This window comes from Clostridium rhizosphaerae (assembly GCF_016765585.1).
GTDB classification, from domain to species: Bacteria; Bacillota; Clostridia; order Clostridiales; family Clostridiaceae; genus Clostridium_AT; species Clostridium_AT rhizosphaerae.
The window spans coordinates 552,684-570,523 of record NZ_JAESWC010000018.1; the positions used below are offsets into that span (position 1 = coordinate 552,684).

A 17,840-nucleotide genomic window follows, 5' to 3' on the forward strand; every position below is an offset into this window, starting at 1 on the left:
TGCTTTATATTCAAAGCCTTAGCCTTCAGTACTCTCTTCATCACATATATAATATCTCATCATAATTTTCCATTTAGATCTTCTTTCAGCTATTTCAAAGCCAGCTTCTTCAAAGGCTATGGGTATACCAGTCCATAAAAAAGCATCAGGAACTCTGTCCTCATAAGGCACAGTTGGATAGGCCTCAACTATTTTAACTTTATTTAGTCTGCAGTAATTAATTGCTGACTTAATTAACTCTGTAGAAATCCCTTTTCTTCTATATGATTTCAATATGTAAAGACAAGTAATAGACCAAACTTCCTCATTATCTATCCTTTTAAAAACCCTTGAATTCTCCAGCCTAATATACTTTTCTCTCGGGGCAACTGCACACCATCCAATTGGCTTTCCATCTATATATGCCAATACTCCAATTACTTCATTTTTCTCAACTAAGTTTTTCATTGCGTTCTTATTCTGAATACCTTTTCCCATCTCAAAGTGAGACTTTTTTAATCTCCAAGACATACACCAACAGCCACCGCATGCTCCGTTATCACCAAACAATTTTTCAAAGTCATGCCATATAGTGTTATCCATGGAATACGCAGTTAAATTTATTACTTTATTTTCATAAACAATACCCATAGAATCACCTCAAATTTCACTTAAGTTTTTTAGAGTAAATTATAGGAGCATTTATACATACTCCAGCTTCATTAAACTCTTTGAATTCAAGCAAAGCTATTTCAGTAATTTTACCCTTAATCATTTTTAATTCTTTCGAGCAGTAATCAAATGCCTTTAGCATGTTTTCATCATTAAGTCTGCTTGCAATTGTGCAGTGAGGCACCCATTTTCCGGGAAGATAAAAGGAATTCGGATCATCATTAAATTCTGCAAATTTATCATGATAATTTTTATGAAGCTCATGTAATTCCGTAGTTATTGCTGCTGAAACAAACAAAGTTCCAGATTTTACAAAAGTACCAAGTATGCTGAGGCTTATTTCTATTTGATTTTTATCTTTATATACTTCCTCTGCTAATTCTATAAATGAATTTTTGTCTAAATTATTGTAATCAGCAATAGTAATATGAGCTCTTCTATCCTTTGCCTCTTGTCCATAATTCGATATTCCCTTATCACTTAAGCCATTCCACAAGTTTTTTATACACTTCTCAGTTTCAGTATCAAAAAGTGCAGCTACTGCGTACATATTTATTCTCCTTCTAGAATTCACAATTTTTTATTAAGCAATATTATACCACTAATAGATTTACATTCCTATTAATCTTATACCTAAATACGAAAAGTATATTGCTAAAGATAATTATCATTGATATATTTATTTATACAAGCAAAAAATTCAAAAGATTGGAGATATACATATGAAAAGCATAACACCTGAAATTTATGTTGAAAACTGCAAGGAAGCTTTAGATTTTTACAAAGAATTATTTGGGGGAGAAATAAAAAATCTTCAATTAGCTGATGGAAAAGAAATGTTTAAAGGCTTTGAAGGGAAAATTATTCATTCCGAACTTCATGTTAATACTAATTGTGTATTGTATTTTGTAGATTTGTTCGATGACAAGCAAAAGGGTTCTGAAACTCATTTCGTATTAGAGCTTGAAAGCGAAGAAGAAATAAATAAAGTATATAATTCTCTTAAAGCTAACGGAGTAGTTGGCTTCGAGCTTCAAAAGACCTTTTGGGGAGCCTATCACGCAGTCATAACGGATAGCTATGGAGTTACTTGGGGCTTAAACTATACTTTAAGCAGATAAAATCTCTGAGCCCCGCATAGATACTACATATTCTTTTATTTATAAATATAAGAACGCAGCATAAAATTGCTGCGTTCTTTATCTCTTAGGCCTCTAAAGTTTTATAACTTTCTTTATCATCAATATCCACAAAGATTCCATCATTTCTTACTTCAATTAATTCCACATCATAAGCATTATTTTTAATAATGTCTCTTGCACCCTTATCTCCTGTATTTGTTAAAAGCTCCTGAAAATACTTTTTCCCTATAATAACAGGATTTCCTCTTTTTCTTTTATAAATGGGTGCAGCAATGTTTTTATTGCTTACAGAAAATTCATCATATAATCTATTTATTATTTCAGTACTTACAAAGGGCATATCACCTAAGATAAGCATAACGCCATCACCATCAAAGCCTTCAAGACCTCTTTTGATTGAAGTACTCATGCCAAGCTCGTAGTCTGGATTATAAATTTTTATTATGTCCGTATCCACATCATATTTTCCATAAACTAAAACTACTTCTTCAATCTTTGAAGCTTTAGCATTTTCTATAACTCTGCTTATTATAGTATTTTCTCCAAGCTTAAGCATCAGCTTATTTTCACCCATTCTGCTGGAACATCCGCCTGCAAGTATAATTCCTCTTAAATACACTTATATCACCTTTTTCATTTTGTTGTTAATTAAATAAATCTATAAACCTAAACTGCTCATAGTGGAATAATCCTCTAGCTGTTATTTTTAAATCAGGTATTACAGGTAAAGCCAAAAAACCTAAAGTTAAGAATGGATCAAAATCTTTCTTTACCCCGAAGCTTCTTGCCAAATTATTAAGCTTTTTTATCTTTTCTAAAACGTCATAGGGATTTTCTGAAGTAATAAGCCCGCCTATAGGCAGATTTAACTTTCCTAATACCTTTCCGTCAGAAACTAAAGCAATACCGCCTTCCATATCTATTATAGTATTGACTGCTAAAGCCATGTCTTCATCTTTATCACCAATAACTATAATATTGTGTGAATCATGAGCAATACTTTGGGCAATAGAGCAGTTTTTAAGCCCAAAACCTTCAACAAAGCCAACTGATTTTTTTCCTGTATTCTTATGTCTTTCAAATACAGCTATTTTAAGGCAATCTGAGCTTTCAACTCCTAATACTATTCCTTCACTTTGCGTTACTTTCCTTCTCTGCTTTACTGTTTCAACAGAATTAGGTATCAGCTTAATCGTGTTTACATAATCACACTTATGTCTCACTAAAAAGTCTTCCTTAGAAACCAAATCAAGCTTCACCGAACTGCTTAATTTACAATTTGAAAAGCTTATTTCCTTATTATAGATTTCACCGTTTTTAATTACATGTTTTATATTAAGCTTACATAGATCCTCAAAGATTACTAAATCAGCCTTATAGCCCGGTGCTAATGCACCTCTGTCTTTTAGGCCATAACAAGCCGCTGCATTATAAGAGGCTATGGTATAAGCCTTAATTGGATCAAGTCCCTGCTTTATGGAAAGCCTTATTGAATTATCAATAGTCCCTTCCTCAATTAAGTCCTCAATATGTCTGTCGTCTGTACAGAATAAAAATCTGCTGAAATTATCTTTATTAACTGCTGGAAGCAAATCCTTAAGATTTTTAGTTGCAGACCCCTCCCTAAGCATAACATACATACCCCTTTGTACTTTCTTTAAGGCTTCTTCTGCCTTAGAGCACTCATGGTCTGTTTTAATTCTGCAGCAAAGATATGCATTAAGCCATTTTTGTGAAATTCCAGGGCAGTGACCGTCAATATTCCCTTCATTAAACATCTCTAATTTTTTCAACATATCTTCTCTTCCATTGACTACAGCAGGAGTATCCATTACCTCCCCAAGCCCCAAAACCTTCTCATGATCTATAAATTTAGCTAGTTCCTCTGCATTAAGCACTGCACCTGAATCTTCAAACTCCGTTGCAGGAACACAGGAAGGCAGCATGAAGAATATGTCCATTACGCTTTTTTTACTGTTTTCAAGCATAAACTCAATACCATTTGGACCTAATACATTTCCTATTTCATGTGGATCTGCCACAGCTGTTGTTACTCCTCTTTTTAATAAGAGCTGTGAAAAAACTTCTGGCGTAACCATGGATGATTCAATATGCACGTGAGCATCTATAAAACCTGGAGCTATAAAAAGCCCGGTACAGTCTATCTGTTTTTCTCCCACATAATTTCCAACACCAACTATTTTATCATCATTTACAGCTATATCATTTTTTTCTATGCTTTGTGTAAATACATTTATAACAAAGCCATTTTTAAGCACTAAGGGTGCTTTTACTTTTCCAATAGCTATATCTATATCTTTTTTCAAATCACTCATGCTTTTCCCTCTTACTTGTAAGAGCTTTCAAAACCTTTTCCGGTGATGCCGGCAAGTCATAAATTCTAACCCCCACAGCATCGTAAATAGCATTTATTATTGCAGGTGCAGTTGCAATCATTGAAGGTTCACCTATACCTTTTGCACCATAGGGTCCGCTGTTTTCTATTTCTTCTACAAATATTGTTTTGACCTTTGGAACATCTTTGCTGGTAGGAATTATATAGTCATTAAAGTTTTGATTTTTTATAGTTCCCTTATTAAATATGACTTCTTCCATAATACCATAGCCGATACCCATAGCAGCACCGCCCTGTATCTGTCCTTCCGCCATTAGTGGATTGATTATTTTTCCCGAATCATGACAGGCTGTTATTTCAAGAACATCTACCTTTCCTCTTTCATCATCTACCTGGACTACAGCCTTGTTTGTAGAGAAAGTATAAGGCCAATAAGGATTACCTTCTCCTGTTTCTAAATTTACTGAGGTTGTATTAGCTTTAAAATAACCTTCTTCTCTAGGGCTTATAGCATTATCAGCCATATATTTAAAGACTTTTTCCTTGTCTTTTATAGAAGCTTCATCCATCTTTTCTTTAAGCTTTTTGCAAGCATTTAGCACGGCATTTCCTGTATTGTACGTCTGCCTGCTTGCCGCTGCCGTTCCCGAATCCATCATATAGGAAGTATTAACATTTTTTATTACTATATCTTCAACCCTCATGTCAAGTACTTCACTGGCTATTTGTCTCATTACATTTTTAGCTCCCTGTCCTACATCCGTTACCTCAACAAAAACAGTAACCTTTCCATCAGAAGTAAGCTCTGCGGAAGCCCTTGACTCATCAGGAAAGCCATTTCCATAACCTGTACCATAGATCATACAGGCATATCCTACCCCTATTTTTTTCAAAGTATTAACCCCCTACTCAAGAACTATTTTATCTAATTTTGCTATTTCTTCTATACATTTTTTCATTCCTACACTGCTTTCAAGTACTTGCCCTGTAGGCAGTATACTTCCTATTTTGACAGAATTCATATACCTAAACTGAAGCGGATTTATTTTAAGGAGCCTTGATAGCTCATCCATTTGGCTTTCATAAGCTACAGCTGCTTGTGCAGCTCCAAAGCCTCTCATAGCCCCGCAGAAAGAGTTGTTTGTATAAACGGCTAGGGACTGTATATCTACGTTGGATATTTCATAAGGTCCTGCAGCATGCACAGCTGCCTTTCTGAGCACATTCATACCCCAGGAACAATAGGCTCCCGTATCACCGTATATTCTTGCCTTTAGAGCACAAAGCTTCCCATTTTCATCTACCCCGGTTTTATAATACATTTTTATAGAATGTCTTTTGCAGTGAGTTATGGTTGATTCTTCTCTAGAGTAAACAACTTTTACAGGTTTTTTAGTATAATAAGAAGCTAAGGCAGCATGACACTGCACTGTTATATCTTCTCTTACTCCAAAAGCTCCGCCTATAGTCATATTGATAATTTTAACCTTTTCTTCATTAAGTCCTAAACACCTTGATACATCTTCTCTGTCATAATGAGGATATTGAGTAGCCACATATAATTCTAGGTTACCTTCTTCATCATATCTGCTTACTGCTGCCTCAGGCTGGAGTACGGCATGATCTATGTGAGGGGTGGAATACCAGTTTTCGACTATATATTTTGCCTTTTTAAAACCTTCATCTGCATCTCCTCTTTTTATTTTAAGATCATACAAAATGTTTGTTTTATCACTGATAACAGGAGCACCTTCCTTAAGTGCCTCTTCAATTGTAAATACACCTTTATATTCTTCATATTCAATCTTAATTGAATCTATTGCTTTTTTCAAAACCTGTTTACTTACTGCTACAACTAATGTTATTGGGTCTCCTACCCTTTTTATTAAATCATCTACAAGTATAGGTTGATCCTTTAATACAACTCCGTGTTTCTTCTCTCCAGGAATCATACTATGGTTTATTATCATAACAACGCCTTCCATGGCTGAAGCTTTGGAGCAGTCTATGCTTTTAACCCTGCCAAATGGTATGCTGCTTCTTACTGCTCCTGCATAAAGCATATCATCAAACTCAATATCATCTGGATAAAGAGCTCTACCAGTAACCTTCTCAAAGGAATCTTCTTTTTTTATATTTTTACCTACTGTGTTTAACATAGGATTACCTGCCCCCCATATACTGCTTAGCTAAAGTCACGCCTTCAACTATCTTCTGATAACCGGTGCATCTGCATAAATTCCCTGAAATTCCTTCTCTTATTTCTTCTTCTGAAGCATTAAGGTTTTTATCCAGAATTGCCTTTGCACTTAGAAGCATGCCGGGTATGCAGTAACCGCATTGAACTGCTCCAACTTCCATAAACGCTTTTTGAAGAGGATGAAGTTCATCACTTCCTATACCCTCTATAGTTGTGATTTCAGCATTATTACATGAAGCTGCTAAAACTAAACAAGAGTTTACTGTTTTTCCATTAACAATAACAGTACAAGCGCCGCATTCTCCTTCGCTGCATCCTTCTTTTGTTCCTTTAAGCTTTAATTCATCTCTTAAAAAATCTATAAGTCTAAGGTTTGAAGAAATTTCTGTTTCGTGAGATTTTCCGTTAACCTTCAAACATATTTTATTCATATCTAATCTCACCCCTTGCTAATGCTCTTTTTACTGCTTCAGTATAAACTCCCTTAACAGCTTCCTTTTTAAATGGCATGGTTGGCCTGTTTTTAATACTCTCTTTAACTTTTTCCTCGAGAATAGCCAGTATTTCATTTTTAAACAAATAACTTATATCTTTGTTTCTTGCTAAGTACTCAATTTCATAAACTCTAAAAGGAAATTTTCCAACTGCACCTAATGTTAATTTTAAATCCCATACCTTATCCTGAACCATATTAAAGCTTACTGCAGCATTAAGTCTTGCTATAGAAAGTGAGTTTCTTTTCCCAAGCTTATAAAAGCTGCTTAAGGTATTTTTATCATTTAATATAATTCCAACAAGTATTTCATCACTTTGTACCTTATATTTTTCATGCTTTATAAAATAGTCATCACACCTTACTAGTCTTCTTTCATACATACTTTCTATTATAAATACCGCTTCAAGACTCATTAAGCAGGGCACAATATCTGCAGCCGCTGCAGAATTTATTATATTTCCTCCAATGGTAGCCTTGTTTCTTATCTGCGGAGAACCCATCATCTCTGCACAGTCTCTAAGACAAGTAAATTTATCTCTAAAGATTTCATTTTCTAATATATCTGTAAAGGTCACCATGCTTCCAACTATGATGTGGTGAGCAAACTGTTTAATTTGACTCAATTCATTTATTCTATTTATATCAATAAGATAATCTGCCGAAAGCTTTTTCTTGTTTAAATCTATAATTAAATCTGTTCCGCCTGCTAAAATCCTGCTGTTTGATAAAGTATGGATAAGTTCTTTAGCTTCCTCTAAATCTTTAGGCTGCATAACTGCTTTTAATTCCATGAGATTCCTCCCCTATTCCAAACTCTTTCTATAGCTCTATTACAGTTTTTAATTATGTCTTCCTCATGCATGTACAAAAGCTTTCTTTCTTCCATGAGTATTTTACCATTAATTATAGTAGTATCAACGTTTTCAGCTTTTCCGGAGAAAACAATTTGACTTTCTACGTTGTCTTTAAAGCTTGGAGCATTATAAACTTTATTAAGGTCAAGTAAAATAATATCTGCTTTCTTTCCTTTCTCTATCGAACCAATCTCCTTTTCTTTTCCCATAACCTTAGCTCCACCCATAGTAGCCATGTATAAAACTGTATTGCAGTCCATAGCTTTAGGACCTAATCTAACCTTTTGAATAAGTGAACTCAACCTCATTTCCATAAAGGCATCTAAATTATTAGAGCAAGGAGGTCCATCGGAAGCCAAGCCAATATCAATTCCATAATTTAAAAGCTCTGGTATTTTAGCAACCCCTGAGGCAAGCTTTAGGTTTGAAGAAGGACAGTGAACAATTTTAGTTTTTGAATTTCTAATAAGTTCAATTTCCTCATCATAAAGCCATATGCAGTGAGCTAAAATCAAGTTTTCATCTAAAAGCCCTATCTTCTTTAAATAGGCTATATTTGTCATGCCTCTGTCTTGTTCAACAAACTCTATTTCTCCCCTGTTTTCTGAGGCGTGTGTATGAACCTTTACACCATATTTCTTGGAAAGTCTGCTTACTTCTAGAAGTAAATCTTCTGAACACGAAACTACAAATCTTGGAGCAAATGCATACTCTATTCTTCCGTCGTCCTTTCCATGCCACTTTTTAAGAAGCTCGGTGCTTTCATAAACTGAACTTTGCCAGTTTTCCATTAAGGATTTAGGAACATCACTGCCATAGTCCATCATAACCTTTCCAGTTAAGGCTCTTATACCACTTTCATAAATAGCCTGTATTGCATTGTCTGTATGATGAACTGTTTCCATATCCACAATAGAAGTAGTTCCGCTTTTTATAAGCTCACTTAGTCCAAGCTTAGCTGAGTAATAAATACTTTCTTCATCATGTGCTCCCTCTAGCGGCCATATTCTGTATTTGAGCCAATCCATAAGCTCCATATCATCTGCAAGTCCTCTAAATAGTGTTTGGCAAAGGTGAATATGCGGCTGTACAAAGCCCGGCATAGCCACCTTTCCTTCTGCATCTATTACCTTATCAAATATTCCTTCAATTTCACTTTTGCTTATCTTTTCAATTTTATCTTCCTTGATTGAGATATTTCCTTTAAACTTTGAAAGTTTTTCATCCATGGTTAAAATATAGGCATTTTTAATTAAAATCCTCATTATTTAACCTTCCTTCTTAACGTTCAAGCAACCTTAATATAAGATTTTGGCACACCTTTCTTCTATATTCCGCAGAAGCTCTTAAGTCATCTATTGGAGATATAGCTTTTCCTATTATTTCTGAAGCTTCAAGCAAAGTAATTTCATTAAACTCTTTTCCCTTCAAATAATCTTCTGCAGCGCTTATTCTTAAAACCCTTGGAGATACAGCTCCAAAAGCAATTTTAATGTCGTTTATTTTGCCGTTTTCAAGCTTATATACTACTCCCATTGAGGCTACAGCTATAACCATGGCACCTCTTAGTCCCACTTTTTCAAAATAAGATTTATAGCCGCTGAACTTCTTGTTTAAAACTATATATTTTATAAACTCATTGTTTTTCAAGCAGGTTTTCCCAACTCCAAATATAAAATCTTTCACTGATACTTCACTTTCACCTTCAATACTGGTAAGAATTAAGGAAGCTTCGAGCAAAGTAAGAGCTAAAATACCATCCCCGCTTGGAGATGCATTCTGAACATTACCTGACAGAGTTGCTCTATTTCTTATTTGAACAGAACCTATAGTTTTTAAAGCCTCTGCTAAAATTCTAAAATCTTCTTTAATTAACTTACTATCTATAATTTCACTTAGGGTTACATTACCGCCTATATAAACCCTTCCCCTATCCTCAAATATTCTTTTGATCTCAGTGATGTTATTTATATTTATTACAGGCTTATATTGAAGCTTATTATTTCTAAGGGCTGGTATTATATCAGTAAAACCGGCTGCCAGTCTCTTGTTTTTATTATCTATATTAGGCAGAAGCTCATCTAGGGTTTTAGGAATAAAAACCTCACTCATTGACTTTGCACCTTCTTTCAATAAGGCGTTTTGCTGAAAGCTCTACACCATCTACGATTTTAACGTAGCCAGTACATCTGCATAGATTTCCTTGAAGAGCTTCTCTAATTTCCTCTCTGCGTGGATTAATATTTTTATCAAGGAGAATCTTCGTAGCCATTACCATACCCGGAATACAAAAGCCGCACTGTACAGCTCCTGCATCTACAAAAGCCTGCTGAATTACCTCAAGTTCTTCTAAGGCCTTTTTTCCTTCAATGGTATATAATTCTTTTCCATCAGCCTCATAAGCATAAACCAGACAGGATGGGACAGTTTTGTTATCCATTATGATAGTACAGGCTCCGCATTCACCTTCACCGCAGCCTTCCTTTGTTCCCGTAAGATAAAGTTCCTCTCTTATAAAATCTAAAAGCCTATCCTCTGCATTTACTTCTGCTGTTTTTTCCTCACCATTTATTTTAAATTTTATAAACACCCAAATCCCCCCTACTTTAGTACAACCTCACTAAGTCTTAATTCCTCAACGCTTTTAATTATCTGATTATATCCTGTGCATCTGCACAAATTCCCATCTATTGCTCTTCTTATCTCTTCAGCATCCGGTGCAGGATTTTCATATAAAAGTCCAAGTATGGCCATAATCATGCCCGGAGTGCAAAAGCCGCACTGTACGGCTCCTCCATTTAAAAGCTTTCCCTGGAGAGGAATAAGCACCTCGCCGCTTATTCCTTCAATAGTTAAAACTTCGCAGCCTTCTATCTGTCCAACCATAACCATACAAGAGTTTACAGCCTTTTTATTTATAAGAACTGTGCAAGCACCACACTCACCTATTTCGCAGCCTTTTTTAGTTCCCGTAAGCTTCATATCATCTCTTAAAAAATCCAATAAGCTTTTTGCCGGCTCTGCTTCTACAGTTAAATCTCTTCCATTTAGCTTAAATTCCAGCCTCATGTTTTTGCCCCCATTTCTCTAAGGTTCTAATAATTAATCCTTTAAGCACTGGCTCTTTATATTCAGAAGACCAGCGTTTTCCGCTTAACTCCTCCACTTCACAAGCAGCACTTTCTGCTATTTCATTAATACACTCTGCTAACTCCTTTCCTTTGAATTTATTTTCTGTATCATGAAGTCTGGCATGCTTTGAAAGCATTGCACCAGGGCATATTCTTAAATCCTCTATGACTCCATTTCTTTCCTTTAAAGCAATGGCTAAAGTTAATCTGGATATAGCAAGAGATTTTCTTCTTCCCACCTTAATCAAATCCCATTTATAGCCTTCCAGCTTTTTAGCGGTTAGACTATATAAAACTTCTCCTTTTTCTATAGCGACCATACCATTCCTTTCTAAAAATTCATCTAATCTTATAATCCTGTCTCTTCCAAAATTCTTTAAACAAAGTACAGTCTCACACAAAAGCAAAGGAGGTATGCTGTCAGCACAATTTGCATTATTAACAATATTTCCTCCTATTGTACCTCTGTTTCTTATCAGGCTTGATCCTACTAACCCGCAAGCCTTTGAAAGTATAGGCAGTTCTTTTTTAATAACCTCACTCTTTTCTACTTCACTATGCGTGGTTCCAGCCATTATAGTTATAGTATCTCCGTAGTCCTTGATTCCTTTTAAAGCTTCAATTGTTGAAATATCTATAAGCTTTCCCTTTATCTCTTTTCCATTATGAAACTCTACCATTAAATCAGTTCCTCCTGCAATAATGGTATAATTATCATCCTTAATACTTTGGATAAGCTCCTGAATACCTTTAGGCTTTACAAAGTTTTTTATCATATTTGTTCAACTCCTTACCAAGAACTATTTTTTCTAAGCTAAATGGCAGCGAGGTTATTCTCTTTCCTGTTGCAAATCTTATCGCATTTCCTATACAAGCTGGTACTGGAGTAAGCACAGGTTCTCCTGTTCCTTTTGCTCCAAAGGGACCTAAAGGCTCATTACTCTCATACGCCTCACTATATATTTCAGGTATATCCTCAGAGGTTGGAATAATATAACCGTCAAAATTATTGTTTTCAATTATTCCTTCATGAATCTCAAGATCTTCGGTTAAAGCATAGCCAATTCCTGTTGCTATTCCTCCATTTATTTGTCCTTCCAGTGCTTTAGGATTAATAACCTTTCCTATATCATGAACAGCAAAATATTTATCAATACTTACCTGGCCTGTTATCATATCCACTGTTACATAGCTTACATGGGCACCGTAGTGATATGCAACGTAAGGTATGCCTAAACCTGTATGCTCATTCCAATCAATATTCGGCATATTAAAACGCCCGTATGCCTTAACCTCCTTCTTTGAAGATAAGAGTCTGCAAAAATCAATTATGAATGCTCTTTTTTCACCATTTAAATAAAGGTAACCATCCTTAAAATCAGTTTTACATTCACATATACCTTCATAAATACATAATTCTTTTCTAAGAAATTCGATTAAATTTTCACAAGCTGTCTGCACAGCTTTTCCTCCTACTGTTGTTCCTCTTGACGCTACAGTCGGTCCGCTGTTTAAAATCTTATTTGTATCGTAGTTATTAACTTCTATATAATTGGAGTCTATTCCTAATACTTCACTAGCTATTTGAGAAAATACAGTTCTAGAACCTTGGCCAAGCTCAGAAATACCACAGGTAACTAAAAGCTTTCTTTTATCAGCCATATAAATTACTTCTGATTGAGCAAAATCCTCACCCTCTGCTCCAAGGCTTATGCCGTGATAGCCTAAGGAAACGCCAATCCCCTTCTTGAAATATTTATTATCTCTGTTAAACTTTTCAAACTCCCTTATAGTCCTGTCCCATTTTGACACTTCTCTAATTCTATTCAATACTGCTTCCACTGAAGGTTCCCAGTCTATCTTCTGATTTGTAGCTGTATTTTTTCCTGTCCTCCAAATATTTTTAAGTCTTAAATCAATAGGATCCATATCTAATTTATAGGCCATTTCATCTATAACCGTATCATAGAAATAACATGCTTGAAGTCCTCCGAAGCCTCTAAAAGCACCGCTGTAAACATTGTTAGTATAGTAAACCTCATTTTCTACATCTACAAAGTCATAAACATAAGGTCCTGCTGAATGAGTAGTATTTCTATACTGCACAAAGGTACTGACAGCAGCATAAGCTCCTCCATCCATCTTAGTTCTTACTTTTATCCCTTTAAAAACACCATTTTTATTTGCAGTTAATGCAATTTTGGTTTTCATTGGATGCCTTTTATAGCTTGACACTATGGATTCTTCTCTTGAAGCAATAAACTTGCAGGGTCTGCCTGTCTTATAGGTACCAAGAGCAGCAAAGCAGCACGCCTCATACACCACGTCATCCTTTCCACCAAAGGCACCTCCAACTGTAGATTGAATAACTCTCACTTCGTTTGCACTTAGGCCTAGTACCTTAGCTACATAGTCTCTTGCTGATAAAGGGCTCTGCATAGGAGCATATACATTTAAAATCTCATTCTCATAAAAAGTAACTGCTCCCTCAGGCTCAATATACATGTGTTCCTGATGCTTTGTACAGAGTTCCATTTCCAGAACTACATCTTCCTCTGAGGAATTTTGTTTATCTATATCTTTCTTAACAACTAATTTATTAAAAGATTTTTCAGCCCTATCAACTTCGAAAATAGGTTTATACTTCTCATACTCAACCTTAATTAATTTTGCTGCTTTATCAGCTACAGCCTTACTTTCAGCACATACTACTGCTATGGCATCACCAATATATCTAACTTCTCCTTTAGAAAGTATTTGATTATCGCAAATAGGAAAACCATAACTGTTATCACCCGGGAAATCTTTTGCTGTAAATATATAAATATTTTTTTCTACAAAAGCTTCACTAGTATCAATTAAAGTTATCTTCCCATAAGGTATAGTACTTCTTACTATCGATATATAAAGCATATTATCAAATTTGTAATCGTCTACATACTTTGCTGTCCCGTTAACTTTTTCTTCTCCATCAACTCTTTTATAATCCTTGCCTATATAATTCATACGAGCCTCCTTTAAAAGCTGCTGCTATCTCTTATTATTATTTTTTCTGCAGTTATCGGAAGGCTATAACATCTATAGCCTGAAGCATTGTATATTGCATTTGAAATAGCCGGTGCTGGTGCATCTATGCTTATTTCTCCTACACCTTTCATTCCAAAAGCACCCGTAGCCTCATAAGTCTCTACATGAAGCGTTTCAATTTCAGGTACATCCATAATACTCGGTATAATGTAGGTAGACATTTTATTGTTTAAAACTTTTGAATCCTTAAGCTTTAATCCTTCGTATAATGCATAGCCTATGCCTTGAGCTGCTCCTCCTTGTATTTGTCCTTTAAGTGATTGAGGGTTTATAACCTTACCACAGTCAGTAGCCGTTATATATTTAATTAAGTCTACTTTTCCTGTTAATGTATCTACTTCAACTAAAGCCATATGAGCAGCATAGGAATATATGATGTGGGGAAGTCCATGACCTATTTCATGCTTATCTGCAGCAATAGGATTATCCACATAACATATAGCTGTTCTGTCTTCTTTAGACATATAATTATAAATATCACTAAAGGACATGCTCCAGGTTTTACCTGAAATTTCTTCATTATTAATTGTTAAGTTTTCCTTATCTTCATTTAATACAAAAGCTGCAGTGCTTAACATTTTATCCTTAAGTATTTTTGCAGCTCCTTCTAAGGCCTTTCCATATATATAGGTAGTTCTTGAAGCTGAAGCAGGACCTGAATCTAAAGTATATTTTGAATCCGGGGTAGTGTATCTAACCTTATTTTTATTCATATTAAAATACTCTGCTACAATTTGAACATAAGCTGTTGTGTTTCCTTGCCCCATATCAGATATTCCGCCATAAGCAATTAAACTGCCATCTTCACAAAGCTCTATTTTTCCTTGAGCAAAATCAGGAATATTTACACCTAATCCTCCTCCCTGATAGGAGGCTGCTATTCCTAATCCTCTTGCTTTATGCATTTTATCTATTTTTAAATATTTATCCTTATTTTTATAAAGCTCTGTATTTTCAAGAGCCTCTAAGCATTCTTTAAGTCCTGTGCTGTATATGAAGGTATGTCCTATACATGATGTGTCCCATTGTTTTACAACGTTTTTTTTGCGTATATAAAGAGGTGATATTTTTAACTTTTCAGCTGCTATATCCATTTGTGATTCAAAAGCAAAGTTTACCTGAGGCACTCCAAAGCCTCTGAATGCTCCTCCTATTGGATTATTGGTATAAACTGCAAAGCCCTCTACATGAGTATTTTCTATTTTGTATGGTCCTGCAAAGTGCTCTACGGCTAAATTTAAAACTTCAGCTCCAAGGCTTGCATAAGCCCCCTTATCGAAATATATCTTAGCATCACAGCCAAGTATTATACCATCTTTTCTTACAGCAGTTTTATATTCCATATAAGCAGCATGTCTATGGTAGCTTGAATTGATGGATTCTGATCTCTCTAGAAAAATTCTTACTGGTTTTCTTAGTTTAATTACAGCAAGAGCAATTAATAGTTGAATTGTAATACCATCCTTTCTTCCAAACCCGCCACCAAAAAAGGGTGCAGAAACTCTTATATTTTCCTTAGGGATATTTAGAGCATAGGAAATTTCTGCTATATCTCTGTATATCGTCTGAGTACCAGCCCAAATAGCAAGTTTTCCATCCTTATCAATCCTGCCAAAGCCTGCCTCAGTCTCAAGAGGCATATGATCCTGAAAAGGAACACTGTATTTATTCTGTATTAATATATCAGCTTCATCAAAAGCTTTCTCAATATTTCCTTTTGAAAGCTCAATATGATGCAGCAAATTTCCGCCCTCATGAACCTTTTCAGCATTTTCCTTAAGGCCTTCAAAGGGATTTCTGATTACTTCCAAAAGTTCATATTCTATAACGATTTCTTTTATGGCCTGCTCAACGGCCTGTTTGCTTTCACCTGCAATCAGACATATAGGATCACCAATGCATCGCACCTTGCTTTCAACTAATATTTCCTGGTCTTTATGCACAATACCGTATCTGTTTGTACCAGGTATGTCTTTAGCTGTAAATATGGCTGTTATTCCAGGTACTGCTTTAGCCTTTTCTAAGTCTATACTAATAATTTTAGCGTGAGCTGCTTCAGCTCTTTTTACGCCTAAAATTAAAGTATCCTTATCATACATATCTGAAGGATACTTATGGGTTCCATCTGCTTTTATAATTCCGTCAACCCTGTTAAACTCTTTGCCTATATATTTCAAGGCATCCCCCTCCTCCAATTACCCTATTTCTTAAGTATATAATGCAATAAAGTTCTTGCATTATGGCTATAAACAATATCTAATCTTTATAGATTTTTGTTGAATCATAATGTATTAGAACTTTAGCATTGTATATTATTTTTTTGGTTAATTTATTTATATTATTTTTGCATAAATATATTACAACTTTTAAGGCTTCAAAAAAGCTTTAAGGCTGCGAAGTTTTTACTCCGCAGCCTTATTAATCTCATTATTATCAATTTCCAGTTCTTCAATCTCTGGTTCTTCAATTTTAATAACATTTTCCCAATTCATTATCATATGGAATAAGCTTACTACATCCTGTTCATTGTAAAGAAGAATTTTTTCCTTCTTTTCCTCAGGCATTCTGTTCATATAATCATTATCCTTCATAATCTTATGAAAGGTTTTTGCTAAATTTGCTCCACTTATAAGTTCACTGTCTCTTATTATGCCGAATTCTTTTTCTAAAGCTTTTAACCCAATAGAGGTTTTCTTAATCTTTTCATACTCTTTTTGCATATCTATACTTATAAATTTATCTTCAATTTTAAAATCAAGCTTATACTTATCAAACAGATAATTTATAATAGTATAGTCATTGTTGCCTGAAAAAGTAATCATATACTTTTTATCATTATTGAGCATATTGTTAAAATACTTTTTAGCAAGAATTAATATATCATAGGCTTCTTCCTTGTTTTCAATCATATATTGAGTAACCTTCAAACAACTTTCACTCACGTCAAAATATGAACAACCGAATACTCCAACACAAATTGGTTTTTTATACACATAATGCTCAAGATCAAAGAAAAGTGCATTCTTATATATATCTTTTCTTTCATCAAAAATCAGTGCATATTTAGTATCTAAATTATCAATATAAATTTTATTTTCTCTAGTAATCAATAATACCACTCTTTTCTAATCAATCTGAATTAAATCTGGGGTCAACTTATAAATAACATCTTTTCTTTCAACAACAACTAGTGCTTTCAATCTGGTTTCTTCATTATCTTGAACCTTTTTAATCAGCTCTCTAGTTGGGTTAACGCACACAGGATTTCCTACCATTTGAAACATTGAAAAATCTCCTGCTGTATCTCCATAGGCAAAGCTTTTGCTTAAATCTATGTCATATTTTTCTGTAAAATAGTCAATAGCCTCTTTCTTACTTTTACTATCCCACATAGGTGAAACTTCACCTGTATAAAAGTTTTCATCATTGAGTATATACTCGGCTCCCTTATAATCATCAAACCCATGCTTCAAAGCCATTTCCTTTACAAGTTCAATAGGACTTCCTGAAATAGTTATAAGCACATGTCCCTGCTCTTTATGCCATCTTATTCTGTCTCTTGTAAAGGTATATACTCTATCTCCCTTTTGATTTACTACATTTCTTGCAATAAATTCAATTTGTGATTTGTGAAGTCCCTTAATCGCCTCAATATATATATCGGCCATTTTTAAAAGATAGTTATCATAGTTCCCCTGTCTTTTGTCCCACTTCTGATATTCTATCCTCACATCATTATACCATCTTTCAGACTCTATTATCTCATACTTTACAAGTTTTTTAAAAATTTCTGCTATAAGTCCTTCTCTATATAAGGTTCCATCTATATCATAAAATGCACCAATATTTTTACTCATCTCAGCCTCCAAAGGATTCTTTACTATTATAATATTACAAGTTCATTAATAATGCTATTACTTAAT

At 34.5% G+C, this 17,840-nt stretch carries 18 protein-coding genes; 1 reads left to right on the forward strand and 17 read right to left on the reverse strand.

The features are described from left to right. Positions 1 to 18 precede the first annotated feature (18 nt). Together JK636_RS21430 and JK636_RS21435 are read right to left on the reverse strand one after the other, a co-directional pair. A complete protein-coding gene (locus JK636_RS21430; protein WP_202751019.1) occupies positions 19 to 630 on the reverse strand; it encodes a GNAT family N-acetyltransferase in 612 nt (203 codons plus the stop codon). A 16-nt stretch (positions 631 to 646) separates the two neighbouring features. After that, entirely contained in the window at positions 647 to 1,201 is a 555-nt protein-coding gene (locus tag JK636_RS21435) for a 2'-5' RNA ligase family protein (protein ID WP_202751020.1), read from the reverse strand. A 172-nt stretch (positions 1,202 to 1,373) separates the two neighbouring features. On the opposite strand from JK636_RS21435, the gene JK636_RS21440 reads away from it, so the two are divergent. Further along, on the forward strand, positions 1,374 to 1,772 hold the full coding sequence (locus JK636_RS21440) for a VOC family protein (RefSeq protein WP_202751021.1): 399 nt from the start codon (positions 1,374 to 1,376) through the stop codon (positions 1,770 to 1,772). Between the two features lie 85 nt (positions 1,773 to 1,857). On the opposite strand, the gene JK636_RS21445 is transcribed toward JK636_RS21440, so the two are convergent. The 15 genes from JK636_RS21445 to JK636_RS21515 form a co-directional block, all read right to left on the reverse strand. Beyond that, on the reverse strand, positions 1,858 to 2,412 hold the full coding sequence (locus JK636_RS21445) for an NTP transferase domain-containing protein (RefSeq protein ID WP_202751022.1): 555 nt from the start codon (positions 2,410 to 2,412) through the stop codon (positions 1,858 to 1,860). Positions 2,413 to 2,437: 25 nt separating this feature from the next. Beyond that, positions 2,438 to 4,129, reverse strand: coding sequence for an adenine deaminase (gene ade, locus JK636_RS21450; protein ID WP_202751023.1), 1,692 nt, complete (start codon positions 4,127 to 4,129; stop codon positions 2,438 to 2,440). Next, a complete protein-coding gene (locus JK636_RS24080) occupies positions 4,122 to 5,042 on the reverse strand; it encodes a molybdopterin cofactor-binding domain-containing protein (protein ID WP_202751024.1) in 921 nt (306 codons plus the stop codon). The genes ade and JK636_RS24080 overlap by 8 nt, the downstream gene beginning before the upstream one ends. Before the next feature lie 12 nt (positions 5,043 to 5,054). Next, the gene (locus tag JK636_RS24085) at positions 5,055 to 6,308 is read right to left on the reverse strand and encodes a molybdopterin cofactor-binding domain-containing protein (RefSeq protein WP_202751025.1); all 1,254 of its coding nucleotides are present in this window, start codon (positions 6,306 to 6,308) and stop codon (positions 5,055 to 5,057) included. A 4-nt stretch (positions 6,309 to 6,312) separates the two neighbouring features. Beyond that, a complete protein-coding gene (locus JK636_RS21465) occupies positions 6,313 to 6,780 on the reverse strand; it encodes a (2Fe-2S)-binding protein (RefSeq protein ID WP_202751026.1) in 468 nt (155 codons plus the stop codon). Further along, positions 6,773 to 7,636, reverse strand: coding sequence for an FAD binding domain-containing protein (locus tag JK636_RS21470; RefSeq protein WP_202751027.1), 864 nt, complete (start codon positions 7,634 to 7,636; stop codon positions 6,773 to 6,775). The genes JK636_RS21465 and JK636_RS21470 overlap by 8 nt, the downstream gene beginning before the upstream one ends. Next, complete coding sequence (locus JK636_RS21475) at positions 7,627 to 8,964, reverse strand: 5'-deoxyadenosine deaminase (protein ID WP_202751028.1); 1,338 nt, start codon at positions 8,962 to 8,964, stop codon at positions 7,627 to 7,629. Before JK636_RS21475 ends, JK636_RS21470 begins: the two co-directional genes overlap by 10 nt. A 16-nt stretch (positions 8,965 to 8,980) precedes the next feature. Beyond that, a complete protein-coding gene (locus JK636_RS21480; RefSeq protein WP_202751029.1) occupies positions 8,981 to 9,811 on the reverse strand; it encodes an FAD binding domain-containing protein in 831 nt (276 codons plus the stop codon). After that, complete coding sequence (locus JK636_RS21485; protein ID WP_202751030.1) at positions 9,804 to 10,289, reverse strand: 2Fe-2S iron-sulfur cluster-binding protein; 486 nt, start codon at positions 10,287 to 10,289, stop codon at positions 9,804 to 9,806. The genes JK636_RS21480 and JK636_RS21485 overlap by 8 nt, the downstream gene beginning before the upstream one ends. 11 nt (positions 10,290 to 10,300) lie before the next feature. Then, positions 10,301 to 10,768 (reverse strand): (2Fe-2S)-binding protein, encoded by a 468-nt coding sequence (locus JK636_RS21490; protein ID WP_202751031.1) that lies wholly within the window; start codon positions 10,766 to 10,768, stop codon positions 10,301 to 10,303. Next, a complete protein-coding gene (locus JK636_RS21495) occupies positions 10,752 to 11,606 on the reverse strand; it encodes an FAD binding domain-containing protein (protein ID WP_202751032.1) in 855 nt (284 codons plus the stop codon). Before JK636_RS21495 ends, JK636_RS21490 begins: the two co-directional genes overlap by 17 nt. Then, on the reverse strand, positions 11,581 to 13,836 hold the full coding sequence (locus tag JK636_RS21500) for a xanthine dehydrogenase family protein molybdopterin-binding subunit (protein ID WP_202751033.1): 2,256 nt from the start codon (positions 13,834 to 13,836) through the stop codon (positions 11,581 to 11,583). Before JK636_RS21500 ends, JK636_RS21495 begins: the two co-directional genes overlap by 26 nt. 11 nt (positions 13,837 to 13,847) lie before the next feature. Next, positions 13,848 to 16,094, reverse strand: a complete 2,247-nt coding sequence (locus JK636_RS21505) for a xanthine dehydrogenase family protein molybdopterin-binding subunit (protein ID WP_202751034.1) — start codon at positions 16,092 to 16,094, stop codon at positions 13,848 to 13,850. Positions 16,095 to 16,319: 225 nt separating this feature from the next. Then, positions 16,320 to 17,027 carry a ribonuclease H-like domain-containing protein gene (locus JK636_RS21510; protein ID WP_202751035.1) on the reverse strand — a complete coding sequence of 236 codons (708 nt, stop codon included), beginning with the start codon at positions 17,025 to 17,027 and terminating at the stop codon, positions 16,320 to 16,322. 15 nt (positions 17,028 to 17,042) lie between these two features. Beyond that, the gene (locus tag JK636_RS21515; protein ID WP_202751036.1) at positions 17,043 to 17,774 is read right to left on the reverse strand and encodes an HAD-IB family hydrolase; all 732 of its coding nucleotides are present in this window, start codon (positions 17,772 to 17,774) and stop codon (positions 17,043 to 17,045) included. Positions 17,775 to 17,840 lie beyond the last annotated feature (66 nt).